Source organism: Bradyrhizobium sp. F1.13.3, from assembly GCF_040548265.1.
Taxonomy (GTDB): domain Bacteria; phylum Pseudomonadota; class Alphaproteobacteria; order Rhizobiales; family Xanthobacteraceae; genus Bradyrhizobium.
This window is the reverse complement of the sequence record NZ_JBEPRI010000003.1, coordinates 202,819-226,347: the sequence shown is the minus strand read 5'-3', so window position 1 is coordinate 226,347 and position 23,529 is coordinate 202,819. Positions and strand designations below refer to the sequence as shown.

23 protein-coding genes are annotated in these 23,529 nt (G+C 63.5%); 9 read left to right on the top strand and 14 right to left on the bottom strand.

Annotated features, from left to right (window positions below; all coding sequences use genetic code 11):
* The first annotated feature begins 23 nt into the window (after nucleotides 1-23).
* The gene (locus ABIB66_RS10725) at nucleotides 24-557 is read left to right on the top strand and encodes a periplasmic heavy metal sensor (RefSeq protein WP_354254816.1); all 534 of its coding nucleotides are present in this window, start codon (nucleotides 24-26) and stop codon (nucleotides 555-557) included.
* A 159-nt stretch (nucleotides 558-716) separates the two neighbouring features.
* Nucleotides 717-1,013 (top strand): hypothetical protein, encoded by a 297-nt coding sequence (locus ABIB66_RS10720; protein ID WP_354254815.1) that lies wholly within the window; start codon nucleotides 717-719, stop codon nucleotides 1,011-1,013.
* A gap of 17 nt (nucleotides 1,014-1,030) precedes the next feature.
* Here ABIB66_RS10720 and ABIB66_RS10715 read toward each other — a convergent pair whose 3' ends face one another.
* Nucleotides 1,031-1,186 carry a hypothetical protein gene (locus ABIB66_RS10715; RefSeq protein ID WP_007612486.1) on the bottom strand — a complete coding sequence of 52 codons (156 nt, stop codon included), beginning with the start codon at nucleotides 1,184-1,186 and terminating at the stop codon, nucleotides 1,031-1,033.
* Nucleotides 1,187-1,331: 145 nt separating this feature from the next.
* Nucleotides 1,332-2,255 carry a LysR family transcriptional regulator gene (locus ABIB66_RS10710; protein WP_354254814.1) on the bottom strand — a complete coding sequence of 308 codons (924 nt, stop codon included), beginning with the start codon at nucleotides 2,253-2,255 and terminating at the stop codon, nucleotides 1,332-1,334.
* A 214-nt stretch (nucleotides 2,256-2,469) separates the two neighbouring features.
* Here ABIB66_RS10710 and ABIB66_RS10705 point away from each other — a divergent pair, with 214 nt between their 5' ends.
* The 3 genes from ABIB66_RS10705 to ABIB66_RS10695 are packed head-to-tail and all read left to right on the top strand — an operon-like array spanning nucleotide 2,470 to nucleotide 4,709.
* Nucleotides 2,470-3,180, top strand: coding sequence for an SDR family NAD(P)-dependent oxidoreductase (locus ABIB66_RS10705; RefSeq protein ID WP_354254813.1), 711 nt, complete (start codon nucleotides 2,470-2,472; stop codon nucleotides 3,178-3,180).
* Between the two features lie 18 nt (nucleotides 3,181-3,198).
* Nucleotides 3,199-3,435 (top strand): tautomerase family protein, encoded by a 237-nt coding sequence (locus ABIB66_RS10700; RefSeq protein WP_106946322.1) that lies wholly within the window; start codon nucleotides 3,199-3,201, stop codon nucleotides 3,433-3,435.
* A gap of 32 nt (nucleotides 3,436-3,467) precedes the next feature.
* Nucleotides 3,468-4,709, top strand: coding sequence for a YbfB/YjiJ family MFS transporter (locus ABIB66_RS10695; protein ID WP_354254812.1), 1,242 nt, complete (start codon nucleotides 3,468-3,470; stop codon nucleotides 4,707-4,709).
* A gap of 19 nt (nucleotides 4,710-4,728) precedes the next feature.
* Here the strand turns inward: ABIB66_RS10695 and ABIB66_RS10690 are convergent, their stop codons facing one another.
* From ABIB66_RS10690 to ABIB66_RS10675, 4 genes are all read right to left on the bottom strand, one after another.
* Nucleotides 4,729-6,189, bottom strand: a complete 1,461-nt coding sequence (locus ABIB66_RS10690; RefSeq protein ID WP_354254811.1) for a flavin-containing monooxygenase — start codon at nucleotides 6,187-6,189, stop codon at nucleotides 4,729-4,731.
* Between the two features lie 159 nt (nucleotides 6,190-6,348).
* Entirely contained in the window at nucleotides 6,349-7,770 is a 1,422-nt protein-coding gene (ahcY, locus tag ABIB66_RS10685) for an adenosylhomocysteinase (protein ID WP_275169919.1), read from the bottom strand.
* A 124-nt stretch (nucleotides 7,771-7,894) separates the two neighbouring features.
* The gene (gene metK / locus ABIB66_RS10680) at nucleotides 7,895-9,091 is read right to left on the bottom strand and encodes a methionine adenosyltransferase (RefSeq protein WP_354057977.1); all 1,197 of its coding nucleotides are present in this window, start codon (nucleotides 9,089-9,091) and stop codon (nucleotides 7,895-7,897) included.
* A 60-nt stretch (nucleotides 9,092-9,151) separates the two neighbouring features.
* Nucleotides 9,152-10,507 carry a hypothetical protein gene (locus ABIB66_RS10675; RefSeq protein WP_354254869.1) on the bottom strand — a complete coding sequence of 452 codons (1,356 nt, stop codon included), beginning with the start codon at nucleotides 10,505-10,507 and terminating at the stop codon, nucleotides 9,152-9,154.
* A gap of 172 nt (nucleotides 10,508-10,679) precedes the next feature.
* Here ABIB66_RS10675 and ABIB66_RS10670 point away from each other — a divergent pair, with 172 nt between their 5' ends.
* On the top strand, nucleotides 10,680-12,398 hold the full coding sequence (locus ABIB66_RS10670) for a caspase family protein (protein WP_354057975.1): 1,719 nt from the start codon (nucleotides 10,680-10,682) through the stop codon (nucleotides 12,396-12,398).
* Nucleotides 12,399-12,621: 223 nt separating this feature from the next.
* Here ABIB66_RS10670 and ABIB66_RS10665 read toward each other — a convergent pair whose 3' ends face one another.
* From ABIB66_RS10665 to ABIB66_RS10640, 6 genes are all read right to left on the bottom strand, one after another.
* Nucleotides 12,622-13,740, bottom strand: coding sequence for a cobalamin-independent methionine synthase II family protein (locus tag ABIB66_RS10665; RefSeq protein ID WP_354254810.1), 1,119 nt, complete (start codon nucleotides 13,738-13,740; stop codon nucleotides 12,622-12,624).
* Nucleotides 13,741-13,759: 19 nt separating this feature from the next.
* The gene (locus tag ABIB66_RS10660; protein WP_354254809.1) at nucleotides 13,760-14,476 is read right to left on the bottom strand and encodes an ABC transporter ATP-binding protein; all 717 of its coding nucleotides are present in this window, start codon (nucleotides 14,474-14,476) and stop codon (nucleotides 13,760-13,762) included.
* A complete protein-coding gene (locus ABIB66_RS10655) occupies nucleotides 14,469-15,224 on the bottom strand; it encodes an ABC transporter ATP-binding protein (RefSeq protein WP_275169915.1) in 756 nt (251 codons plus the stop codon). The genes ABIB66_RS10660 and ABIB66_RS10655 overlap by 8 nt, the downstream gene beginning before the upstream one ends.
* Nucleotides 15,221-16,249: a branched-chain amino acid ABC transporter permease gene (locus tag ABIB66_RS10650; RefSeq protein WP_354057967.1), complete on the bottom strand. Its 1,029-nt coding sequence runs from the start codon at nucleotides 16,247-16,249 to the stop codon at nucleotides 15,221-15,223. Before ABIB66_RS10650 ends, ABIB66_RS10655 begins: the two co-directional genes overlap by 4 nt.
* A gap of 8 nt (nucleotides 16,250-16,257) precedes the next feature.
* Nucleotides 16,258-17,127 (bottom strand): branched-chain amino acid ABC transporter permease, encoded by an 870-nt coding sequence (locus tag ABIB66_RS10645; protein WP_354211031.1) that lies wholly within the window; start codon nucleotides 17,125-17,127, stop codon nucleotides 16,258-16,260.
* 153 nt (nucleotides 17,128-17,280) lie between these two features.
* Nucleotides 17,281-18,471 (bottom strand): ABC transporter substrate-binding protein, encoded by a 1,191-nt coding sequence (locus ABIB66_RS10640; protein ID WP_354254808.1) that lies wholly within the window; start codon nucleotides 18,469-18,471, stop codon nucleotides 17,281-17,283.
* Nucleotides 18,472-18,996: 525 nt separating this feature from the next.
* On the opposite strand from ABIB66_RS10640, the gene ABIB66_RS10635 reads away from it, so the two are divergent.
* On the top strand, nucleotides 18,997-19,281 hold the full coding sequence (locus ABIB66_RS10635) for a hypothetical protein (RefSeq protein WP_354057963.1): 285 nt from the start codon (nucleotides 18,997-18,999) through the stop codon (nucleotides 19,279-19,281).
* Nucleotides 19,282-19,321: 40 nt separating this feature from the next.
* Here ABIB66_RS10635 and purU read toward each other — a convergent pair whose 3' ends face one another.
* The gene (gene purU / locus ABIB66_RS10630; protein ID WP_354254807.1) at nucleotides 19,322-20,185 is read right to left on the bottom strand and encodes a formyltetrahydrofolate deformylase; all 864 of its coding nucleotides are present in this window, start codon (nucleotides 20,183-20,185) and stop codon (nucleotides 19,322-19,324) included.
* Between the two features lie 141 nt (nucleotides 20,186-20,326).
* Between purU and ABIB66_RS10625 the strand changes: the two genes are divergently transcribed.
* Together ABIB66_RS10625 and ABIB66_RS10620 are read left to right on the top strand one after the other, a co-directional pair.
* Nucleotides 20,327-21,166: a uroporphyrinogen-III synthase gene (locus ABIB66_RS10625; protein WP_354254806.1), complete on the top strand. Its 840-nt coding sequence runs from the start codon at nucleotides 20,327-20,329 to the stop codon at nucleotides 21,164-21,166.
* 129 nt (nucleotides 21,167-21,295) lie between these two features.
* Nucleotides 21,296-22,558, top strand: a complete 1,263-nt coding sequence (locus ABIB66_RS10620) for an MFS transporter (RefSeq protein WP_354254805.1) — start codon at nucleotides 21,296-21,298, stop codon at nucleotides 22,556-22,558.
* On the opposite strand, the gene ABIB66_RS10615 is transcribed toward ABIB66_RS10620, so the two are convergent.
* On the bottom strand, nucleotides 22,555-23,229 hold the full coding sequence (locus tag ABIB66_RS10615; RefSeq protein WP_106946375.1) for a Crp/Fnr family transcriptional regulator: 675 nt from the start codon (nucleotides 23,227-23,229) through the stop codon (nucleotides 22,555-22,557). The genes ABIB66_RS10620 and ABIB66_RS10615 overlap by 4 nt on opposite strands.
* Nucleotides 23,230-23,529: the final 300 nt, after the last annotated feature.

The window sequence follows — 23,529 nt, the reverse complement described above, 5'->3', positions numbered from 1 at the left end:
GCCGATTTCATGGAGCCAGACTCATGAGACGCCTTCTCCTGCTTGCAGCCACGCTTATCGTCTCGTGCGACGTTGCCAGCGCGCAGTCCAGTCAGCCTTATGCTGGCCTTGAGCATCGCCCTATCAAGGCGCTGTCGCACCAGCAGATCGACGATCTTCGAGCCGGACGTGGCATGGGCCTGGCGCTTGCTGCCGAGCTCAATGGATATCCCGGTCCGAGTCATGTTCTTGAGCTAGGTGATCGGCTTGATTTGACCGCGGGCCAGCGCATCCAGGTTCAGCGCCTCTTCGATGCCATGAAGCAGGAGGCGGTCCCGCTGGGTAACAAGCTGCTCGAGCAGGAAACGGAGCTGGACCGGCTCTTCTTCACCCGCGTCGTGACATCGGAGTCACTCAAGGCGGCCCTCCTTGCCATTTCGGAAAACCAGGCACTGCTCCGCGAAAGCCACCTCAAATATCATCTGTCGACAACCGCCCTGCTCGATCAGAGGCAAATGCAGCGATACGCGGAGCTGCGAGGTTACCAACGGCCCGAAGGACACAAGCACCGTCATTAGAAGAATGCTGGCGGTCTGCTTCGCCACCCCATGCAAACGTGATCACCGCAACGCCGACAGCACGATGAGGCCGAGGATCAGCGCCGTCAGCGAAAATCTGAGCGTGGCGCTCGGCGAACCGCACCGCAAGCTGCCGCCGGCGAACAACGCCAGGATTATATGTACTTCCTCGGCAAGGCCGATCAGTTTCCCTATCTCGCCGCAACCGTGAAAGCGAACCGCCTGATCGCGCTTCAGGTCAGCGGGCCGGCACCGGCCCCCGGCTACAGCTTCAACTACATCAATCTCGGCGACAGCACCGAGAAACTGATGGCGCAGTTCGGCGGCCCGTTCCATGTCGGGCCGAGCGGGCTGGAGAAGACCCAGCTCTGGGCCTATCACTCATGGCCCTTCTCATTCGAAGTGCAGGCGGACCGCGTCACGTCAATCCGGATCAGCGATCCGACTAACCAGTAATAGATTGGCGCCCCGGGTCACGCCCGTGACAGGGCCTGGAGACCTTTGAAGGTCAGGCGCTTTGGGTCGGTGACGCCGGCGAGATACAGGCGGCGGATGAACGCGATGACGGCGTCGCGGTCGCAATCGGTCAACGCGACGACGGCGTCGACCGCGATTCTCTGGGCTTCCATTGGGCTCACCTCGGCCTTGCAAGTAACCCCGGCCGAGACAGGCTAGGACTCCGCGGTTAATCCGGCGTTAACCGTTCGGGCAGCATGGCCGATTCACCTGAGCGGCCGTATACGCAAAACAACGCATTGCCCGGGGTGCGGCGGCTCACCGCGCAGTGATGCTGTTCTTGAGCTGTGCGAACTGCTTCTTCAGCCGCGGCACTGCAAAGTCCGTAAAGGTCCGCACCTTCGGCACCGAGAGCCGGCCCTGCGGACAGATCAAATGCGCAGGCATCTCGGGATCCTCGTCGCCGGCGAGCACGATCTCGAGCTCGCCGCGCGCGACCTGCTCGGCCACCTGGTACGAATACATTCGCGCCACACCGCGGCCGGCGACGGCCGAGGCCACCGCCGCATAGGTGCTGTTGACGACGAGGCGGGGGCTGAATTGCACGGTGCGGGCAGCCGACGAGCCGGCCAGCGGCGCAAACGTCCAGGAATTGGGAAGGTGGGCCATCGCGACGATCTGGTGCTTGGCGAGATCGCCGGGCTCGGTGATACGTGGATGCTGCTTCAGATAGCGTGATGATGCCACCACGAGGCGGCTGATCTCGCCGACCCGCATCGCGACCATCGCCGAATCCGCGAGATGGCCGATGCGGAGCGCGACGTCGACCCCCTCCTCGATCAGATTGACGGCGCGATCGAACAGCAGGAGTTTTGCCGACACGGTCGGATAGGCGTCGAGAAACGCATCGAGGATCGGCCGCAGCACCATCTCGCCCGACACCACCGGGGCGGTGATCGTAAGCAGGCCGCGGGGTGCCGTGCGCGGCCCGGCCGCGATGTCGTCGGCCTCCTCCAGTTCGGTGAGCACGCGGCGACAGACCGCGACATAGCGCTCGCCCTCCTCGCTCAGCTTGATCGAACGTGTGGTCCGGTGCAGCAGCTCGGCACCGACCCGCTGCTCCAGGAACGCAATGGCGCGGCTCACAGCCGCCGGCGAACGGCCGAGCTTGCGGCCCGCAGCCGCGAGGCTGCCCTCGCCCACCGCAAGGACAAACACCTTCATCGCATCCAGACGATCCATACGTCTCCCACCAAGCCCATCGAGGTCCGACTGCAAGCTAGGCGTTCGCTCCCGCTGCAGCAACCATCGCCGGCGCCGGCCCGGCATTCGTTCGCGCCGCGAAAGAGTGTCTGCCGGACAGCGCATATTCGCAGCCGGCCCGCTGCGGCGTATTTCATCCGCCAAGCCAGCCACTGCTGGCGCAGGTTCTGAAAGCCAACAACAGGAGCCCATCATGGGTATCGAACAGAAGGTTGCCATCATCACCGGTGCTTCGCAGGGCATCGGCGCCGCGTTAGTCCAGGGTTTTCGCGATCGCAACTATCGTGTCGTCGCAACGGCACGCTCGATCAAGCCGTCGGCCGACGATGATGTCCTCGCCGTTCCCGGCGACATTTCCGAGCGGGCCACGGCGGAGCGCGTGGTCTCGCAAGCCGTTGCCCGCTTCGGCCGCGTCGACACGCTGGTCAACAACGCCGGCATTTTCGTCGCAAAGCCGTTCACGCAGTACACGGCGGAGGACTATGCGGCGGTGATGGGCACCAACGTCGCGGGCTTCTTCCACGTCACGCAGCTCGCCATCGGCGAGATGGAGAAGCAGGGGTCGGGCCATGTCGTCCAGATCACGACGTCCCTGGTTGACCAAGCCAATTCGAACGTGCCCTCGGTGCTGGCCTCGCTGAGCAAGGGCGGGTTGAGCGCCGCGACCAGGTCGCTCGCGATCGAATATGCCAAGCGCGGTATCCGCGTGAACGCGGTGTCGCCCGGCATTATCAAGTCGCCGATGCACCCCGTCGCGACGCACGCCCAGCTCGATGCGCTGCATCCCGTCGGCCATATGGGCGAGATGTCCGACATCGTCGACGCCGTGCTCTATCTCGAGGGTGCCTCCTTCGTCACCGGCGAGATCCTGCATGTCGACGGCGGCCAGAGCGCCGGCCATTAGCCCAAGAGGAGAGACGACATGCCCATTGTCACCATTCAAGTGACTCGCGAAGGAACGACGCCGGGAACGGCCTCGCTCACGGCGGAGGAGAAGGCGGCGTTGATCAAGGGATCGAGCGAGCTCCTGCTCGACGTGCTCGGCAAGCCGCTCGATTCCACCTTTGTCGTGATCGAGGAAGTCGACCTCGAGAACTGGGGCTGGGGCGGCCTGCCTGTGCCGGAATTCCGGCGGCGCCGCGCCGCCCGGACAGGATGATCCGGGCGCCATCGCGCGCGCAGGAGAATGAGATGACCGAACTCAATGCAAATTCCAAGCACGATACCCGGCCGCAGCGGCGGCCGGGAGCGGCATCACAAGCAGCTTCCCGGCAAACCTGGCGATATGCGGTGGCAGGATTGTCGGCATCGCTGGTCGGACTTGGCCTCGCGCGCTTTTCGTACACGCCGTTGATCCCGGCCCTGATCGCCGCGAAATGGTTCGGCGCGTCAGACGTCGTCTATCTCGGTGCCGCTAACCTGGCCGGCTATCTCGCCGGCGCGCTCGCGGCGCGGGCTGTGGCCTCGCGCATCGGGGCCGCCCGTGCCGTGCGGGCGATGATGTTGCTCGCCACCCTGTCCTTTTTTGCCAGTTCAACCCCGGTGTCGTTCACCTGGTTCTTCGCATGGCGCTTCCTGTCGGGGCTCACCGGGGGAATCATCATGGTGCTGGCGGCCTCCGTCATTCTGCCGCATACCTCGGCCGCGAGGCGCGGCATCGTCGGCGGCGTGATCTTTGCGGGCGTTGGGCTCGGCGTGGCCGCATCGGGCACTCTGGTGCCACTGCTGCTACAGCAAGGCTTGCAACAGAGTTGGTATGGCCTTGGCGTGCTCTCGGGCACGCTCACGCTGGTGAGCTGGTGGAACTGGCCTGCTGAAGTGAAAGCCGATACCGTGCCATCGTATCGCGCGAAGCACGACCACGCTTCGCCCGTTCTTCGCGGCTTGCTCGTCCAATACGGCCTCAACGCGGTGGCGCTGGTGCCGCACATGGTCTTCATCGTCGACTTTGTCGCGCGCGGCCTCGGCCAGGGTATCGCCGCGGGATCGCACTATTGGGTGCTCTATGGCCTTGGCGCAATCGTTGGCCCGCTGATCACCGGTCATCTCGGCGACCGCGCTGGGTTTGGACCCGCGCTGCGCGCCGCCTTCCTGATCGAGGCGGCCGCCGTGCTGCTCCCGACCGTCAGTACCGCGCCTCTCTCGCTAATCGTGTCGAGCGTGGTGGTCGGTGGCTTCACACCCGGCATCGTACCGCTCGTGCTCGGACGCATCCATGAGCTGGTCCCACATTCTGCCGAGCAGCAGCGCACGACATGGAGCCATGCCACGACCAGCTTTGCGCTGTTCCAGGCGGCCGCGGCCTACGGCTTCTCCTGGATTTACGCGCAGACCGGCGGCGATTATCTCGGCCTGTTTGCGCTGGGCGGCGGCGCCGTGGTGCTCGCACTCGCGATTGATCTTGCGCTGCCGCTTACCACCCACAACGCATAGAACGCCGAAATCGTTGCGATCAGGAGTACCGCATCACGCCGTCATCGATCCGGCCGAACCGCAACGAGACGATGTCGAGCGCGTAGTTTTGGTAGAGCCGCCACGGCTGCTTCGAGCCTTGCTTCGGCATCTTTGCGACCGAGCGCTGCACATAGCCCGAGGTGAAATCGAGCGATGGCTGCGCAGTGATCGTGGGGTCGTCATTGTGCGGCATGCACTGACGGAAATTATGCCGGTCCATGTAGTTGATGAGACGGCAGACATATTCGCAGGTGAGATCGCATTTCAGCGTCCATGATGCGTTGGTGTAGCCGAAGGCGGAGGCCATGTTAGGCACGTCCGCATACATCATGCCCTTGTAGGTCAGCGTGTTGGCAAAATCGACGGCGCGGCCGTCGACGATCACCTCCAACCCGCCGACGACCTGGAGCACCAGTCCCGTCGCGGTCACGATGATGTCCGCCGCAAGCTCGCTGCCGTCCTTCAGCCGGATGCCGTCGCGCGTGAACGTGTCGATCTCTTTGGTGACCACGGACGCGCGCTGCTCGCGGATCGCCTTGAACAGATCGCCATCCGGCACGAGGCAGAGTCGTTGGTCCCAGGGATTGTAGCGCGGCGTGAAATGGGTCGCGACGTCGTAGTCGGGGCCGAGCGCCATCTGCACGCCCTTGAGAACCAGCTCCTTCACCTTCGCAGGGCGGCGCCGACTGAGCTGGAAGAAGAACATTCCCCACATCACGTTGCGCCAGCGGATCAGGTGATAGGCAAGCCGCGTCGGCAGATTGCGCCGCAATTTGTTGGCGACGGGATCCTGCGCCGGGCGCGACACCACATAGGTCGGCGAGCGCTGGAGCATGGTGACCTGCGCGGCCGTCTTGGCGAGCTCCGGCACCAGCGTCACCGCGGTCGCGCCCGAGCCGATCACGACGACGCGCTTGCCGGCGCAGTCAATGTCGTCGGTCCATTTCTGCGGATGCACGATGCGGCCGGCGAAATCCGCCGCACCCTTGAACTCCGGCGTGTAGCCCGCCTCGTATTTGTAATAGCCCGAGCACATGAACAGGAAATTGCAGGTGAAGCGCACTGTTTCGGTCGCGCCCTCGCCGGTGTTGCGCTCGGCCTCGACGGTCCAGCTCACCTCACTCGTCGACCACGCCGCACGCCCGACACGATGGTGAAAGCGGATGTGCTTCTCGATATCGTTCTCGGCTGCGGTTTCGCGAACGTAGTTGAGGATTTGCGCACCGTCGGCGATCGCCTTCGGATCGGTCCAGGGCTTGAAGGAATAGCCCAGCGTGAACATGTCGCTGTCGGAGCGGACGCCGGGATAGCGAAACAGGTCCCAGGTCCCGCCGATGCAGTCGCGGCCCTCGAGGATGACGTAGCTCTTGCCTGGACATTTCGTCTGCAGGTGGAAGCCCGCGCCGACGCCGGACAAGCCGGCACCGACGATCAGCACGTCGAAATGGTCTTGAGCCATTGTTTCCTCCGCAGCCGAGGATTGTCTGACCGGGATCGTCGCTCGTCAACTGGCAATCGGCCTGACACAACCGGGAAGGAAACAGGTGCGTCGCGCTTAAGACAACAAAGCCCCGGATCGCTCCGGGGCTTTGCGTCGATAATGGATACGATCAGCGGATCAGTACCGGTAATGGTCCGACTTGTAAGGACCTTCCTGCTTGACGCCGATGTAGTCGGCCTGGTCCTTGCGCAGCTCGGTGAGCTTGACGCCGATCTTGGCGAGGTGCAGGCGCGCGACCTTTTCGTCGAGCGACTTCGGCAGCACGTAGACTTCCTTCTTGTACTTGCCGTCCTTGTTGTTGGCGAAAAGCTCGATCTGCGCCAGCGTCTGGTTGGTGAAGGAGGCCGACATCACGAAGGACGGATGGCCCATCGCATTGCCGAGGTTCACGAGGCGGCCTTCCGACAGCATGATGATGCGATGCTTGTCGGGGAATTCGATCTCGTCGACCTGCGGCTTGATGTTGGTCCACTTCAGGTTACGCAGACCCGCGATCTGGATCTCGTTGTCGAAGTGACCGATGTTGCAGACGATGGCGCGATCCTTCATCGCGCGCATGTGCTCGATTGTGATGATGTCCTTGTTGCCCGTCGCGGTGACGAAGATGTCGGCGCGGGGCGCGGCGTCTTCCATGGTCACGACTTCATAGCCTTCCATCGCCGCCTGCAGCGCGCAGATCGGATCGACTTCGGAGACCATGACGCGGCAGCCGGCCTGGCGCAGCGAGGCGGCCGAACCCTTGCCGACGTCGCCGAAGCCCGCAACCATCGCAATCTTGCCGGACATCATCACGTCGGTGCCGCGGCGGATGCCGTCAACCAGCGATTCACGGCAGCCATAGAGGTTGTCGAACTTCGACTTGGTGACGCTGTCGTTGACGTTGATGGCCGGCCATAGCAGCGTGCCGGCCTTCTGCATGTCATAGAGACGATGCACGCCCGTGGTGGTCTCTTCAGAAACGCCCTTGATGCTCTTGGCGATCTCGGCGAAGTAGCCCTTCGGCTTCTCCTTGAGCTGCTTCTTCAGAAGCGCGAAGAAGACTTCCTCTTCCTCTGAACCCGGCTTGTCCAGAAACTTGGTGTCGCCGTTCTCGGCGCGCAGACCGAGGTGGACGTACATGGTGGCGTCGCCGCCGTCGTCGAGGATCATGTTCGGGTGACCGCCGCCGTGCCAGTCGAACAGCTTGGCGGTGTAGTCCCAGTACTCGGTAAGGCTCTCACCCTTGACGGCGAACACCGGAATGCCGGCGGCTGCGATTGCCGCCGCGGCGTGGTCCTGCGTCGAATAGATGTTGCAGGAGACCCAGCGGATGTCGGCGCCGAGCGCTGCCAGCGTCTCGATCAGCACGCCGGTCTGGATCGTCATGTGCAGCGAGCCCGCGATACGCGCGCCCTTCAGCGGCTGCTTCGGGCCGTACTCCTCGCGGGTGGCCATCAGGCCGGGCATCTCGGTCTCGGCGAGCGAGAGCTCCTTGCGGCCGAAATCGGCGAGCGAAATGTCCTTGACGATGTAATCGGTGAAGCCGGGCTTCGCGTTCATTGCGGGCGTCCTGTTGTTGAATTGGTCATTCCGGGTCGCCCTGGAGAGGCGAGCCCGGAATCTCGATACGATGGAAGAATTCCGGGTTCGCCGCTGTCGCGGCGTCCCGGGATGACGTCGGCGATCAGACCGCGCGCTTGAGCGCTTCGACGAGATCGGTCTTCTCCCAGGAGAAACCGCCCTCGTTGTCGGGGGTGCGGCCGAAATGGCCGTAGGCGGAGGTGCGCGCGTAGATCGGGCGGTTGAGATCGAGATGGCTGCGGATGCCACGCGGGGTGAGATCCATCGCCTTGGCGGCGGCCTTCTCGAGCTGATCCTCCGACACCTTACCGGTGCCGTGGGTGTCGATGTAGATCGACAGCGGACGCGCCACACCGATGGCGTAGGCGAGCTGCAGCGTGCAGCGATCCGCAAGACCGGCCGCGACGATGTTCTTGGCGACGTAGCGGGCAGCGTAAGCCGCGGAGCGGTCGACCTTGGTCGGATCCTTGCCGGAGAACGCGCCGCCGCCGTGCGGGGCCGCACCACCGTAGGTGTCGACGATGATCTTGCGGCCGGTCAGGCCGGAATCGCCGTCGGGACCGCCGATGTAGAACTTGCCGGTCGGGTTGATGTGCCAGATCGTCTTCGCCGTGATCCAGTCCTTCGGCAGCGCCTCGCGCACATAGGGCTCGACGATGTCGCGAATCTGCTTGGACGAGATGTCCTCGACCAGATGCTGGTGCGACACCACGATCTCGCGCACGCCGACCGGTTTGCCGTTCTCGTACTGCACGGTGACCTGGCTCTTGGAGTCCGGGCCCAGCACCTTCTCGCGGCCCGAGTGGCGCGCTTCGGAGATGAGGCGCAGGATCTTGTGGGCGTAGAAGATCGGCGCCGGCATCAGATCGGGCGTCTCGTTGGTGGCGTAGCCGAACATGATGCCCTGGTCGCCAGCGCCCTCTTCCTTGACTTCGCCCGGCTGCAGCGCATCGACGCCCTGCGCGATGTCGGCGGACTGCGGATGCAGCAGGATCTCGATATCGGCCTTTTGCCAGTGGAAACCTTCCTGCTCGTAGCCGATGTCCTTGATCGCGTCGCGGACGACGCCTTCGATCTGCTCGTTGGTGACGGATGCGGGACCGCGGGTCTCACCGGCGATTACGACTTTGTTGGTGGTCGCGAGCGTTTCGCAGGCGGCGCGAATTTGCCAGGGATCGATGCCGGCTTTCGGTCCTTCGCGGTAGAACAGATCGACGATCTCGTCGGAGATCCGGTCGCACACCTTGTCCGGATGGCCTTCGGACACGGACTCGCTGGTGAAGAGATAGGACGCGCGCATCAGTAACCCCTTGTTCCGCCGCTAGCTGGCGGGCGTTGTGATATTTAGCTTTGAATGATGTCAATCACGCCGGCGCGAGATGACGTAGGATTCGTCGAGAAACCAGAGCCCATTGTACTTTCGCAGCACGTCCCTGGCGGCATCCAGAGTGCGGCCGTTTTGAGTCATTTCCGCCAACCGGTCGTCCTCAATCTGAGCGACATACACCGCCGCATTCCAGGCTGCAAAGGCCGTCGAGGTTCCGATAGTGCCTGTCACCTCGTTGGGCAGCGCTTCCATATCATACCTGAAGATCGAGCGGTTATCTGCATAAGCATTAAAATTTAAGTCGCGGCCCACCGAGCCGAGCTCGTACTTCACCGCGCGCAATAGCTCATGACGGCTCACCGAGAAAGGATTTTCTCCAGGCCAGATCGCCTGGATCATCTCCATGCCCGGATCCTGGCCGTGGGAGTGAATTCCGATCAGGCGGCCGCCTGCCCGCAAGGCCCGCGCCAGGGGCGCAATGATCCGTTTCGCCCTGAAATTAACCGAAGACAGCGCGCGGTATGGCTGGGATGCAATAACGAGGTCGAAATTTGCTTCGGCCTGGCCCGGCCGTGGAATGGTCGAATCGAGCAGAAACCGCTGGTCTTCACGGTAGAGCACCAGCACGACAGGCCGCTCATAGAGCGGCATCCCCGTGCGCGGGCTGACCGCCGCGCGCCAGTTTTGCTCCAAGAACGGCTTCAATTCCGTAATTTGCGTCTCGAACTCGCCCGAGGAAGCACCCCGCAAGGGAACCTCGTGCCAGACGGTCGCGGCGGCTGCCGCGGGCGATGCCGGCGTGAGCCAGGGCGCCTCCGCGTAGAGCATGTTGGTAAAAACGAACACCGAGGCCGGATGCTCGAAAATGCGATCCGGAACCTTGTCCAGCGTCAGGCGGAGGTCCTCGAGACTGAGCTCCTTGCCGGCGACATAGAACGGCATGTGCGGAAAGCGCTGATGCATCGAGCGCAGCACGCGCGCCAGCACCGTGCCGTCGCCAACGCCGGCATCGAACACGCGCAGCGCCGGCGGCCGGGGATGGATGCTGGCAAGCTCCAGCGCCACGCGCTCGGCGACCACCCGCTTCTCGCTGCAAGTGTGGACGAACAGCAGGTATTTCTGGCGATTCTCGAAAAAGCGGAAATTGCCGCGCGGATCGCGCTTTTCCAGGGGCACCTGAAGTCCGCGCGGGGGCGGCACGCCGCCGGCCATTGATGCGGCCATGTAGGCCTGGATCCGGTCCAGGGTGTCGATCGTGATGCGCTTGCCCTCGCGCAGGCGGTGCACGAGCTTCCCATCGTTCACCGCGCGCCGGCCGAACGTCGACTCCGCCATGTCCGCCTTACGGCAGAACTCGGTGATTTGGCTCAGGATTTCGTCATTCTTCATGAAGTGGGACGCAGTGGGCAGAAGGGTTGGGTAATGCCTCCTAGCAAAATCTGCCCACTGAGGGAATAGGGATACATCCACCTGGTTTGCCGTGTGGACAATAGCGAGGCCGTGAACCACCACGCGCTGCCGGGCAACAAACAGACGCCTCTCCTCAACGGGACCACTGCCAATGCGTCGCCTGCTCGTCGCGCTCTTCGTGCTCGCCGCAACCCTGTGGTCGGCATCCGCTTTTGCGCAGGCGCGCAACCAGCTTGGGCCGCTCTGCACCACCGACACCACGCCGGCCGACCAGATGATCGACGCTTGCACCAAGATCATTGCGCTGAAGGTGTTCAAAGGCGAGCAGCTCGCGACGGTCTACTTCTGGCGCGCGGTAGGCTGGAACAAGAAGGGCGATTACCCAAAGGTCATCACCGACGCCACGGAAGCGATCCGGCTCCAGCCGAGCCAGGCGGCCTATAATCTCAGGGGATCGGCCTACTACGACAGAGGCGAGTACGAGATTTCGATCGCCGATTTCGACGACGCGCTGAAGCTAGGCCCGCCGAGCGGTACCATCTTCCACAATCGCGGCAATGCCTGGCGCGGCAAGGGCGACTACGCCAAGGCCATTAGCGATTACGATATGTCGATCAAAGCTGATCCCAAATCGGCATTCTCGTACCAGAACCGCGGCATCGCGAAGGAGGCACGTGGCGATCTCGACGGCGCGCTGGCCGACATCAACCAGGCGATCCGGCTCGACCCGACGCTGCCGCAGCCGCTGATCAACCGGACCGCGATCTGGCGTGTCAGAGGCGATTACGATCGCGCGATTGCCGACGGCAGCGAAGCGATCCGGCTCGCGAAAGAGAAGCCGCCAGTCAATATCATGACGCCGCCGAACAGCGTGCTGATCTCAGGCTACACCCATCGCGCGCTAGCCTATGAGGTGAAAGGCGACTACGCGCACGCGAGGGACGACTACAAGGCGTCGCTGGCGATCGCGGCTTCCGATGCCGGCAGCAAGGCCAATCAGGCCACCGCAAAGGTGCGGCTGTCGCTGGTCACCGACGCAAGCGTGCCGATCCCGCGCGATGCGCCGTCACCGACGACGGAGCCGGCACAGGCGCCGGCTCCCCAGCAGACGGGTGCCGCGTCGCCCCCCTCGCCTGCTCCAGCTGCGCGCGGCACGCGCATGGCGCTGATCATCGGCAATGGCGCCTATGCGCATGTAAAGGCCCTGCCGAATCCCCCCAATGACGCGCGCGCCGTTGCGAAGAGCCTGCGCAACATCGGCTTCACCGTGTCAGAAGGCGTCGATCTCGACCGTGCGGCGATGCAGAAGATGACGCGTGACTTCTTGCGGGAGGCGGCGCGAGCACAGGTCGTGGTGGTCTACTATGCCGGCCACGGTGTGCAGGTCGACGGCCGCAACTATCTCATTCCCGTCGACGTCGAACTCAAGCCGGGCGCGAGGATGACGGAGGCGATGATCGACATGGACACGATCATGGCCGGCCTCGACGACCAGGTCCGCACCAACATTTTGATTTTCGATGCCTGCCGCAATAATCCGATGGCACAGCAGGTCGCATCCGCCGGCACCAACCGCGCCATCGAAGCTGCCTCCGGCCTCGCGGCGCCGACCAGCCTGGGAGCCGGCGCGACGCTCGGGGCCGGCACGCTGATCGCCTTCGCCACTGCACCGGGCCAGGTCGCGCTCGACGGCGAGGGTGCCAACTCGCCGTTCTCCGCCGCGCTCTCCCGCCATCTCGGCACGCCGGGCCTGGAAGTGCAGCAGATGCTGACGCGGGTGCGGGCCGAGGTGGTGTCGACAACGAAGAACAAGCAGGTGCCGTGGTCGAACTCGTCGCTACTGGGCGAGGTTTATCTGGCGGAGAAGTGAGGGGGCGTGTCTGCTGCGGTGAGGCGAAGCGTCGTGCTCATACTCAGTGTCGTCCCGGCGAAGGCCGGGACCGATAACCACAGGACGTAGTTTGGCGAAGACTCGGAGTTGCCGCCTTCGCGTCACAACATCTCCCTGGGGGTATGGGTCCCGGCCTTCGCCGGGACGACACCGAGGGTGTTGCACCAGTTAACCGTCACTCACGAGACGGGCTGTGTAGAGCTCAATTGCCCCACACTTCCTTTGCGATCTCCACGGCGAGGCTGAGCTTGGCCCACTGCTCCTCTTCGGAGAGGACGTTGCCTTCCTCCGTCGACGCAAAACCGCACTGCGGGGAGAGTGCGAGCTGCTCCAGCGGGGCGAACTTGGCGGCTTCCTCGAGACGGCGCTTGATGGCGTCCTTGTTCTCGAGCTCACCGAACTTCGAGGTGATGACGCCGACCACGACGACCTTGTTGCCCTTGGGCAGGAAGCGCAGCGGCTCGAAGCCACCGGCGCGGTCGCTGTCGTATTCGAGGAAATAGCCGTCGTAATTGGTGCCGGCGAGCATGGTCTCGGCAACCGGCTCGTAGCCGCCTGACGAAATCCAGGTCGAACGGAAATTGCCGCGGCAGACGTGCGTCGTCACCACCATGTCGGCGGGCTTCTCGGCCAGCGCATAGTTGATGATGCGCGCATAGATCTGCTGGAGGCCTTCCGGATTGTCACCGCGCTCGCGCGCTTTCTGCAATTCGTCCGGCGAGCAGAGATAGGCCCACACGGTGTCGTCGAATTGGAGATAGCGGCAGCCGGCATCGTAGAACGCCTTCACGGCCTTGCGGTAGGTCTTGCCGAGGTCTTCGTAGAAGGCGTCGAGATCGGGATAGACGTCCTTGGAGATCGCCTTGCGGCCACCGCGGAAGTGCAGCACCGCCGGCGAAGGGATCGTCATCTTGGCGGTGACGTGGGCCTGGTCGGCGACCTTCTTCAGGAAGCGGAAGTGATCCAGCATCGGGTGGTCATCGGGGAAATCGAGCTTGCCGATCACCCGCACCGCGTCATGCCGCGTCTCGACGCCCGCGAACTGAATGCCCGTGTCGGGGTGGAACATTTCGCAGCCGGTGAGCTTGGCCAGGAAGTCGAAATGCCACCAGGAGCGGCGGAATTCGCCGTCGGTCGCGAGCTTCAGGCCGAGCGAGGCCTGCTTATGCACGACCTTCTCGATCTCCATGTCCTCGATCTTGCGCAGATCGTCGGCCGAGATCTCGCCCTTCTCCAGCCTGGCGCGGGCTTCCTTGATCTTGGCGGGACGCAGAAGGCTGCCGACCTCGTCGGCGCGGAAGGGGGCTTTGGTTCGCTGCATTTCTTACTCCCAGTTATTTTTAGTGGGCCGCCGCCCCTGCGACGCCGAGGTGGCGCTCGAGGACCGACGGGTCGGCCTTCAGCGCGGCGCTCGGGGCGTCGTGGACGATCGTTCCGCGCTCCAATATCACAACACGGTCGGCCAGCCCCAGAATCTTTTGGGCATTCTGCTCGACGATGATCGAGCAGATGCCGCCCGCCCGCGTGATGGTCCCGATCGCTTTCAAGAGCTCCTCGACGATGATGGGGGCGAGGCCCTCGGTCGGCTCGTCCAGGAGAAGCACTTTCGGATTGAGGGTCAGCGCGCGGCCGATCGCCAGCATCTGCTGCTCGCCGCCGGAGAGCTGGTTGCCGAAATTGCTACGCCGCTCCTTCAGCCGCGGGAACATCTCGTAAACCCTCTCGACGGTCCAGGGACCGGGCTGGGCCACTGCGGACATGTTCTCCTCCACCGTGAGAGAGCGGAAGATGTTGCGCTCCTGCGGCACCCAGCCGATCCCGGCGCGCGCCCGCTGGTCCGGCCGCAAGGTCGTGACGTCGGTACCGCCCAGCCCGACAGTCCCGGAGAAGCGACGGGTGACGCCGACGATGGAGTTGATCAGCGTGGTTTTGCCGGTGCCGTTGCGCCCCAACAGCGCCAGCACCTGACCTTCGGCAAGACGCAGCGACATGTTAGGCAGCACCACTGCCTCGCCATAGCCGGCGCGAAGCGAGTCGATCGCGAGCAGGTCAGACATTGACCGCCTCCTCGCCGAGATAGACCGCCTTGACCTGCGGGTCGCGCGCGACCTGCTCGGGCGGGCCTTCGGTGAGCAGCGCGCCTGAGACCAGGACAGAGATGCGGTCGGCGAAGGAGAACACGAGGTCCATGTCGTGCTCGATCAGCAGCACGGTGACGTCGCGCGGCAGGCTGCCTACGACGGCAAGAATGTCGTGGCGCTCGCTCTCGGGCACGCCGGCGGCGGGCTCGTCCAGCAGCAGCACGCGCGGCTTGGCGGCGATCGCGACCGCGATCTCGAGCAGGCGCTGCTTGCCGTAAGGCAGCGTCACGGTCTGTTCGTTCATGACGTCGAGCAGGTGGAAGCGCGTCAGGAGGTCGGCGATCTCGCCGTTGACGTCGCTGCGCGTACCCATCCGCCGCCACCAGTCGCCGCCATGGCCGAGGCGCTCTGAGACAGCGAGACCGATGGTCTCGAGCGGGGTCAGGTCGGGATAGAGCTGGTTGATCTGGAAGGTGCGCGACAAGCCGCGCAAGACGCGCTTGTGCACGGGCAGATCCGTGATGTCCTGCCCTTCGAGCAGGATGCGGCCCGAGTTCGGCTTGAGCACGCCGGTGAGCTGGTTGATGACCGTGGTCTTGCCGGCGCCGTTCGGGCCGATCAGCGCGTGACGGGCGCCTTGTTCGATTTTTAGCGACAAGTCGCGAGTGACACGCAGACCGCCAAACTGCTTTTCGAGACTTTGGGTTTCGAGCGCAATGATCATGCGTCGCTCTCCGGTACGGCGACGACGGCCTTGCGCCCGGCTATCTGCCTGATGACCAGATTGGGCACATACAGCATCCAGCGATGCAGTCGCTGCCGGCCGACAAGGACGATCACGACGAGCACGAGGCCGATCCAGAACTGCCAGTATTGCGGGGTGATGGTGGAGAACAATTCCTGCAGCATTCGAAACAGCACTGCGCCGATCAGCCCGCCATAAAGATAGCCGGTGCCGCCGATCACGAGCACCAGCATCAGGTCCGCCGAGCGCTCGAAGGAGAACACGTCGAGCGAGGCGATCGCAGTGGTCTGGGTGAACAGCGCGCCTGCGATGCCGGCATAGAACGCTGCGAGCGTGTAGATCGCAATCAAGCGGCGGTTGACGGGGATGCCGATAGCGGCCGCGCGCAGCGGGTTGTTCTTGATCGCGCGCAATGACAGTCCGAACGGGGAATGCACGACGCGGCGGGCGAACAGGAACAACAAGAACAGAACGGCGAGCGAATAGAAGAAGCCGGTCTTGCCGAACATATCGAATGGGATCTCACCGAAGATCGGCTGCATCTCGATACCCTGCAGGCCGTCGGTGCCGCCGGTGATGTTGGAGAAGCGTTCGGCCAGCGCCTCGAGCAACAACGCGATGCCGAGCGTCACCATCAGCCGCGTCAGGTCGACGCCGCGGATCACGAGGAAGCTGGTGGCGAATCCGAGCACCATCGCGACAAGGCCGGCGACGACAAGCGCAAGCACGGGTTCGTTGATGATTCCGTGCAGCGCAAGAAGCCCTGCCGCGTAGGCGCCGACGCCGAAGAAGGCGGCATGGCCGAGCGAGACGATGCCAGCGTAGCCGAGGATCAGATCGAGCGACATCGCAAACAGCGCGAGCCGCAGGATGTCCGTCATGATCAAATAACGCGTGGGAAATACGAAGCCGCAGGCCAGCACGATCAGCCAGAAAGCGGCCTCGCCATAATGCCAGCGGGCCTTGCGCTGGGCGTGATAGCCGACGTCGGAGGAGGCGCTCATCGGCGAACTCAACGCGCGGCCGTGCGGCCGAACAGACCGTTCGGGCGCCAGATCAGGATCACGATCATCATGGTGTAGATCACGAAAGGCCCCATCTTCGGGACGTAATATTTGCCAGCGACGTCGCCGATGCCGAGCAGCAGCGAGGCCAGAAACGGGCCGGTGATCGAGGACGAGCCGCCCACGGTGACCACGATCAGGAAGTAGATCATGAACTTCAGCGGAAAGTACGGGTCGAGGCCGAGGATTTCGGCACTCAGCGCGCCGCCGAGACCAGCCAGGCCGCAACCAAAGGCAAATGTGAAAGCGAACACCTGCGGCACGTTGATGCCGAGGCCGCTCGCGGCGCGGGGATCGTCGACCGCGGCGCGCAGACGGCTGCCGAACCGCGTCTTCGCCAGCACCATCTGGAGACCAATGGTGAGCAGCCCGCAGATCACGATGATCATCAGGCGGTAGCGGCCGATGCCGACGCCGAACACGTCGAACTGGCCCTGGAGCGCTGCCGGCAAGTTGATGAAGACCCGCGAGGAGCCCTGGATGTAGTCGACGGCCGCGACCGACATGAACGTGAGGCCGATCGTGAACAGCACCTGATCGAGATGGCTGCGCGCATATAGGTGTCGGTACAGCGTGCGCTCGAGCACGATGCCGATCGCAGCAGAGGAGACGAAGGCAAGCGGCAATGCAGCGAAGAATGGCCAGCCAATCCGGTTGACCAGCACCATGCAGACATAGCCGCCGGCCATGGCGAAGGCGCCATGGGCAAGGTTGACGAAGTTCATCAAGCCGAGCGTGACCGCGAGCCCGCAAGCCAGCACGAACAGCAGCATGCCGTAGGCAACGCCATCGAACAGGTTGGTGAGGATTGAGGTCATCGTCTCAGCTTGGAGTTATCGTCATGGCCGGGCTTGTCCCGGCCATCCACGTTCTTGGTTCGGCTCTCGTGGTTGCCCGGGTCAAGCCCGGTCATGACGAGAGTGGCGGGCGAGATCCCCGATGCGCGCTCGGGGATGACGCGCTTTCGCGCGTTACTTCTTAGTCTTGCCGAGATCCTTGACGGCCTCGAAGGTCGCAAACTCGACGTTATAAAGCTCGCCGTCGACCTTCTCGACCTTCCGGATGTAGATGTTCTGCACGATGTCGCGGGTCTCGGGGTCGATCGAGATCGGCCCGCGCGGGCTCTCCCACTTCTGGCCCTTCATGGCTTCGACCAGCTTGGTGCCGTCGGTGTCGCCATTGGTCTTCTTCAACGCCTCGTAGATCAGGTGAATGCCATCATAGCCGCTCACTGCCATGAAGCCCGGCCGGTTTCCGTACGCCTTCTTGTAGGCCGCGACGAAATCCTTGTTCATCTGCGAGGAATGCGCCGCCGAATAGAGGTGCGCGGTGACCGTGCCCAGCACGGCGTCGCCCATGTTGTTGAGGAGATCGTCGTCGGTCACGTCGCCCGGTCCGATCACCTTAATGCCGGCCTTGTCGAGCCCGCGCTCGGCATACTGCTTCATGAAGTTGCCGCCCTGGCCGGCCGGCACGAACACGAAGATCGCGTCAGGCTTGGCATCCTTCATACGCTGGAGGAACGGTGCGAAATCCGGATTGGCAAGCGGCGTCTTCACCTCTTCGACCACCTCGCCGCCACCGGCGGTGAAGTTCTGCTTGAAGAAGTTGAGCGCGTCATTGCCCGGCGCGTAGTCCGAGGTCAGCGTCGCCACCTTCTTGATGCCGTTTTTCACCGCCCAGTCGGCGATGATGGTGGAGGATTGCGCCAGGGTGAAGCTGGTGCGCACAATATAGGGCGAGCGCTCGGTGATGATGGAGGTGCCGGCCGCCATCACGACTTCCGGGATCTTGGCTTGCGTGGCCAGCGGCGCCGCCGCGAGCGCGGCCGGCGTCACGCCGAAACCGGCGATGAAATGGACCTTGTCGTTGACAATCAGCTCCTGCGCGGCGGTCTTGGTCTTGTCCGGAATCGCAGCATCGTCCTTGAGGATGATCTCGATTTTCTTGCCGGCGACGGTGTCGCCCTTCTGCTGCATGTAGAGCTTGATCGCGTTCTCGATCTGCTTGCCGGTCGAGGCCTGGCCGCCGGTCATCGGCAGGATCAGGCCGACCTTGACGCTGTCCTCAGCCTTGGCCGGAGCGATGGCCGCAAGGCCCGCGATGGCGGTAGCTGCAGCGGCCCAAATAGTCGTACGAGACAGTTGTTTGCGTTCGAACATCAGATGTCCCTCCCCTTCATTCCTGATCTCTTGTGCGCCGGACCGAGTGCCCGGTCCTTGCCTTAAGTTTAGCTCACGCACGCGTGATGTCGCGCGCCACATGGCGTCTTTCGCGCCCTTATTGTCAATCGGACGTTTGGCGACCATTCGGCGCAAGCCGAGCGTTCCGATTGTCGACGGCAGAAGCGATATCGGTCACGTCCGGGTAACCTCGGCATCGTGACTACGATCACCTTCATTTGTACGATTGTACAAACCAAATGGACCTGTCAACGAAAAAGCTTCATCTCCAATCAAGCCACTTTGTCGCGAGCTCTTGCCGCAGTCTGGAAACGCAGCCAGCCGAGGGGATGGAGGATTTCGTCTTTGTTTGCAGAATTTGAACATCGGCCAAGGCTTGGGGTCGACATATTCCGGTACCAAGTTACCTACCTCGAATAAGTCTATTTTACCTGTTGAAGGCTACTCTCCCGGTGCCAGCCTGACTTGGCGTCCAACACGACTGATCGCGCGCGCCCCCGTACAATGCCCAGATTCTTCCGTTCCCTCCTGATCCTCCTCGCGCTCTCCGCGGGCCTGTCCGGCTGCGGCACCGTCAACGAAAAGCTCTCGTCCGGCATGGGCGACTACGTCCCGCAATGGGCCGGCGGCTTGCCGGCGGACGCCCCGCCGCGGGCGGGCACGCCGCAATACGATGCCTACATGAAGGAGCGCGAGCGCAAGCGGCTGATGCCGGCAGCGGATCGCGAAAAGGAAGAGCAGGCGCAGAAGGGCGCAACGGGCTCGGCCTCCGGCACCGCGGTGCGTTAAATCGTGCCCTCTCGCCGCTTGCGGCGAGAGGTGGGCCAAATCAATCCACGAACACCACGGTCTTGCGGCCATTGAGGATGACGCGGTCGTTGAGATGGTAGCGAATCGCGCGCGCCAGCACGCGGCGCTCGATGTCCCGGCCCTTTCGGACGAGATCCTCTGGCGTGTCGCGATGGCTGATGCGCTCGACGTCCTGGTCGATGATCGGGCCCTCGTCGAGGTCGCGCGTAACGTAATGCGCAGTGGCGCCGATCAGCTTGACGCCACGCTCATGGGCCTGGTGATAGGGTCTTGCGCCCTTGAAACCCGGCAGGAATGAGTGGTGGATGTTGATGCAGCGCCCCGACAGATTCGCCGAGAGATCGTCCGACAATATCTGCATATAGCGGGCAAGCACGACAAGATCCGTCCCGGTCTTGGCGACGAGGTCGAGGATCTGCGCCTCCTGATCGCGCTTGGTCTCTTTCGTAACAGGCAGATAGTGGAATGGAACCCCGCCGAAATCGAGCCCGTCATAGACCTCGCGCGGATGATTGGAGACGATTGCGGCCAAAGTCATCGGCAGCTCGCCGGTGCGCCAGCGATAGAGGATGTCGACCAGGCAGTGGTCGGACTTCGATACCAGCAGCATCACCTTGCAAAGCGCGGCGCGATCTCGCATCTGCCATTCCATGCCGAAACGCTCGGCGATCGCGGCAAAGCCGGTCTGGAGCGCCGACAGCTCCACGGCGAGATCGGCGGCGGTGAACACCACCCGCATGAAGAACTTGTTGGTCTCGATGTCGTCGAACTGCTGGGCGTCGAGAATGTTCTGTCCGTTATGGGCCAGGAAGGTCGACACCGCCGAGACGATGCCGGGACGATCCGGACAGGACAGGGTCAGGACATATTGATGATCTGGCATGGGCCTTGATGAAGGTTTGGGCAACGGCTGCGGAACGATCCGCGATTGCGCCCTGCTCTATCACCGACCCCACCCTTGCGCCAATCCCGACCGTGGAGTCAGGATGAACGCACCATTGCTTTGACTGACCGGAGTAGGCTCATGGCCGACCGCTTGAACGGCACCCGCATCCTGATCCTCGAAACGCGCGAGGAGGCGCAGTTTTCGAAGCTGCTGGCCGAGCAAGGCGCCGAGGTCGTGCAATGCCCGATGTTCACCATCCAGGATGCACCGGACCCCGCCCCGGTCGAGGTCTGGATCCGCCGTGCCATCGACAAGCCCTTCGACGATCTCGTGCTGATGACCGGCGAAGGACTGCGGCGGATCATGAAGCTCGCCGTCGCGCGAGGGCTCGATCAGGCCCTCGTGGCGGCGCTTGCCGGATCGCGGAAATTCACCCGTGGCCCGAAGCCCGGCAAGGCACTGCGCGAAGTCGGGCTCGAGGCGCAGCAGACCACGGAGAAGCCGACCACCGAGGGCGTGATCGAGATGTTGGGCAATCTCGACCTGAAGGGGCATCGCCTCGGCCTCCAGCTCTATCCCGACAAGGATCACAGCGCGCTGACCGATGCGCTGTCGGCGCAAGGGGCCGAGGTCGATAGCGTGCTGCCCTATGCCTACGATTCCAAGGCGGCGGATGCTAATATCGTCGCCGCCATCGACGACATGGCCGAAGGGCGGATCGATTCCATCGCGCTGACCAATCTCGGGCAGGTCCGCCGGCTGATCGAAGCCGCGAAAGCCCACGGCAGCGAGGCGAAGCTGCGCGTAGGTCTCGAGCGGACGCTGATCGCGTCGGTAGGACCGGCGGTCTCGGGCGAGCTCACCGCGCATGGTTTGCGCACGGACGTCTCGCCGGCCGACGAAGCCTATTTCATGCGGCCCCTGATCTCGGCCATGGCGACGGCGTTCGCGGAGCGGAAGCAAGCTCCTGCGCGTTGATCGCGCGTCGTCGGCGAGCATGGCACTATGCGGCAGCGCCGATTGACACCGGGATCGCCGGGGTTACCCTGCGAGCAGAAAAACGAATAACAAAGGGCAGGGAATCGCCGTGATACCCGTCGTCGAGACTTGAGCACGACCATACGCCTTTCCGCGCTCGCGCCATTCCGCATCCGCAACTATCGCTTTCAATGGCCGTCCGATCTGCTCACCTCCTGGGCATTCGAGATCGAGACGCTGGTGCTCGGTTGGTACATCATGGTCGAGACCGGCTCGGTGCTGCTGCTCACCGTGCTTGCGTCGCTCCAGTTCGTCGGGACTTTGGTGGCGCCGGTGTTCGGCATGATCGGCGACCGCATGGGTCATCGCGATCTCCTGGTCGCGATGCGTCTTGCCTATATGGTGCTCGCGTCGACCATCATGATTCTGGCGCTGACCGGTCACCTGACGCCGCCAGGCGTCATGATCATCGTCGCAATCATGGGCCTGATTCGACCCTCGGACCTCGGCGTTCGCGGCGCGCTGCTTGCCGAGATCATGCCGACCGAGCAACTGGTGGGCGCCATCAGCGTTGCGCGCACGACCCAGGACAGCGCGCGCATCGCCGGCGCGTTGACGGGCGCCGGACTATTTGCCGTCCTCGGCATTGGCTTCGTTTACGTGGTGATCGTCTGCCTCTATCTCGCGGCCGCGCTGCTCATGCTCTGCCTGACCCGGCCGGAAAGGACCATTGCCACAACTCATCTTCCGGCGGACAGTCGCGCCGTTTCGAGATTGCTGGTCGATTTGAAGGAAGGGATCGTCTACGCCTGGAATGGCCCGGGAATGCGCGCGGCGCTGTGCGTCGCCTTCCTTGCCAACCTAACCGCATTTCCTTTCACCGGCGGATTGCTGCCCTACATCGCGCGGGATATCTTTCATACCGACCAGACCGGCCTCGGTTATCTCTCGGCGAGCTTCGCCGTCGGCTCGCTGATCGGCTCCATCACGCTCAGCCTCGTCAGCGGATTGCGCATTGCCCGGCTCCTGATCGGAGCGACGCTGGCCTGGTACGCCATGCTGCTGGTGTTCGTCGAGATCAGGACCATGCCGGTGGCGATGGCCTGCCTCGTGCTCGCCGGCATCGCCCAGAGCATGTCGATGATATCAGCTGCCGTCATCCTGATGCGGACGGCCAGCGCACACCTTCGCGGCCGCGTCATGGGCGTGCGCATGATGGTGATCTACGGCCTGCCGCTCGGATTGCTCGCGGCCGGCAGCCTGATCGACCTCATCGGCTATTCCGCGACGGGGTCGCTCTATGCTGTATCGGGGTTCATCGCAATGATGGCGATCGCGGTGCGCTGGCGCGCTGACCTCTGGCCGGTGCACGCCCCCGCCAATGGGCGCTAATCCCCGTAACCGCGCAATCGCTCGATATCGAGGATGGTGACGCCGCCATATTCCAGCCGGAGCAAGCCCTCTTTCTCCAGCCGGTTCAGCGCGCGGTTGGCATTCTGGCGGGACATGCCGGAAAGCGCGCCGATCTCCTCCTGGGTGATCTCCAGATGCGCGGTGGATTCCGGATAGAGGATCGGATTGAACAGCGAGGCGATGCTGCGGGCAAGCCGCGCGGTGGCATCCAGCGTGCGGTTGACTTCGAGCATGCCGATGAACTGGCCGAGCCGCTCGTTGAGCTGGCGCACCAGGAAGCGGTTGAAGCCGACGCTGTTCTCGAACAGCCACATGAAGGCGCTACGTTCCATCAGTGCGACACGGCTGTTGCGCAGCGCGACCACGTCATAGCGGCGCGGCTCGTTCTTGAGCACGCTGCCTTCGCCGAACCAGGCGCCTGCCGTCAGACCGGCAAGACTCGTCTCCTTGCCGTCGCGCGAGACCCCGCCCATCCGGGCAAGGCCGAAGACCATGCCGGCCCAATAGTCGAACGTGTCGCCGCGCATGAAGACGGTCTCGCCGGTGCCGTAGGACCGCTCCGTTATCCCGGCGCGAGCGACCTCGATCTCCGCTTGCGTGAGCTCGCGCGACCAGGCAGCGACGCGCTTCAGTTGATCTTCTGAAATCATGATCCCGAAGCCAGCCGCACCGTGCGTCACTCCTTATTCTGCTGCAATGCAGCATGATCGTTCCGACCACCATCCGACGAAAGATGGAGGATGCTCCCATCCAAAAACTTTGTCGCAGAATTGTCAGCCGGGAGACATTTCAAAATAGCGCTTTCCCCTATTGAGGACCACCTCGGGCGATGCGGCTTTTGATCCCAAACGGGAACGAGAGCGGCGCGGCTTCGGTCGAGACCATCTGCTGCATGGTCTCACCGGCACGGCCGTACTAGGATCGCCCGATAGAACGGACGAAGAGCGCCA

What these genes read in the sequence shown, in the direction of transcription:
- ABIB66_RS10725 (WP_354254816.1), top strand. Translation starts at nt 24, where the DNA reads ATGAGACGCCTTCTCCTGCTTGCAGCCACGCTTATCGTCTCGTGCGAC.
- ABIB66_RS10720 (WP_354254815.1), top strand. Translation starts at nt 717, where the DNA reads ATGTACTTCCTCGGCAAGGCCGATCAGTTTCCCTATCTCGCCGCAACC.
- ABIB66_RS10715 (WP_007612486.1), bottom strand. Translation starts at nt 1,186, where the DNA reads ATGGAAGCCCAGAGAATCGCGGTCGACGCCGTCGTCGCGTTGACCGAT.
- ABIB66_RS10710 (WP_354254814.1), bottom strand. Translation starts at nt 2,255, where the DNA reads ATGGATCGTCTGGATGCGATGAAGGTGTTTGTCCTTGCGGTGGGCGAG.
- ABIB66_RS10705 (WP_354254813.1), top strand. Translation starts at nt 2,470, where the DNA reads ATGGGTATCGAACAGAAGGTTGCCATCATCACCGGTGCTTCGCAGGGC.
- ABIB66_RS10700 (WP_106946322.1), top strand. Translation starts at nt 3,199, where the DNA reads ATGCCCATTGTCACCATTCAAGTGACTCGCGAAGGAACGACGCCGGGA.
- ABIB66_RS10695 (WP_354254812.1), top strand. Translation starts at nt 3,468, where the DNA reads ATGACCGAACTCAATGCAAATTCCAAGCACGATACCCGGCCGCAGCGG.
- ABIB66_RS10690 (WP_354254811.1), bottom strand. Translation starts at nt 6,189, where the DNA reads ATGGCTCAAGACCATTTCGACGTGCTGATCGTCGGTGCCGGCTTGTCC.
- ahcY (WP_275169919.1), bottom strand. Translation starts at nt 7,770, where the DNA reads ATGAACGCGAAGCCCGGCTTCACCGATTACATCGTCAAGGACATTTCG.
- metK (WP_354057977.1), bottom strand. Translation starts at nt 9,091, where the DNA reads ATGCGCGCGTCCTATCTCTTCACCAGCGAGTCCGTGTCCGAAGGCCAT.
- ABIB66_RS10675 (WP_354254869.1), bottom strand. Translation starts at nt 10,507, where the DNA reads ATGAAGAATGACGAAATCCTGAGCCAAATCACCGAGTTCTGCCGTAAG.
- ABIB66_RS10670 (WP_354057975.1), top strand. Translation starts at nt 10,680, where the DNA reads ATGCGTCGCCTGCTCGTCGCGCTCTTCGTGCTCGCCGCAACCCTGTGG.
- ABIB66_RS10665 (WP_354254810.1), bottom strand. Translation starts at nt 13,740, where the DNA reads ATGCAGCGAACCAAAGCCCCCTTCCGCGCCGACGAGGTCGGCAGCCTT.
- ABIB66_RS10660 (WP_354254809.1), bottom strand. Translation starts at nt 14,476, where the DNA reads ATGTCTGACCTGCTCGCGATCGACTCGCTTCGCGCCGGCTATGGCGAG.
- ABIB66_RS10655 (WP_275169915.1), bottom strand. Translation starts at nt 15,224, where the DNA reads ATGATCATTGCGCTCGAAACCCAAAGTCTCGAAAAGCAGTTTGGCGGT.
- ABIB66_RS10650 (WP_354057967.1), bottom strand. Translation starts at nt 16,249, where the DNA reads ATGAGCGCCTCCTCCGACGTCGGCTATCACGCCCAGCGCAAGGCCCGC.
- ABIB66_RS10645 (WP_354211031.1), bottom strand. Translation starts at nt 17,127, where the DNA reads ATGACCTCAATCCTCACCAACCTGTTCGATGGCGTTGCCTACGGCATG.
- ABIB66_RS10640 (WP_354254808.1), bottom strand. Translation starts at nt 18,471, where the DNA reads ATGTTCGAACGCAAACAACTGTCTCGTACGACTATTTGGGCCGCTGCA.
- ABIB66_RS10635 (WP_354057963.1), top strand. Translation starts at nt 18,997, where the DNA reads ATGCCCAGATTCTTCCGTTCCCTCCTGATCCTCCTCGCGCTCTCCGCG.
- purU (WP_354254807.1), bottom strand. Translation starts at nt 20,185, where the DNA reads ATGCCAGATCATCAATATGTCCTGACCCTGTCCTGTCCGGATCGTCCC.
- ABIB66_RS10625 (WP_354254806.1), top strand. Translation starts at nt 20,327, where the DNA reads ATGGCCGACCGCTTGAACGGCACCCGCATCCTGATCCTCGAAACGCGC.
- ABIB66_RS10615 (WP_106946375.1), bottom strand. Translation starts at nt 23,229, where the DNA reads ATGATTTCAGAAGATCAACTGAAGCGCGTCGCTGCCTGGTCGCGCGAG.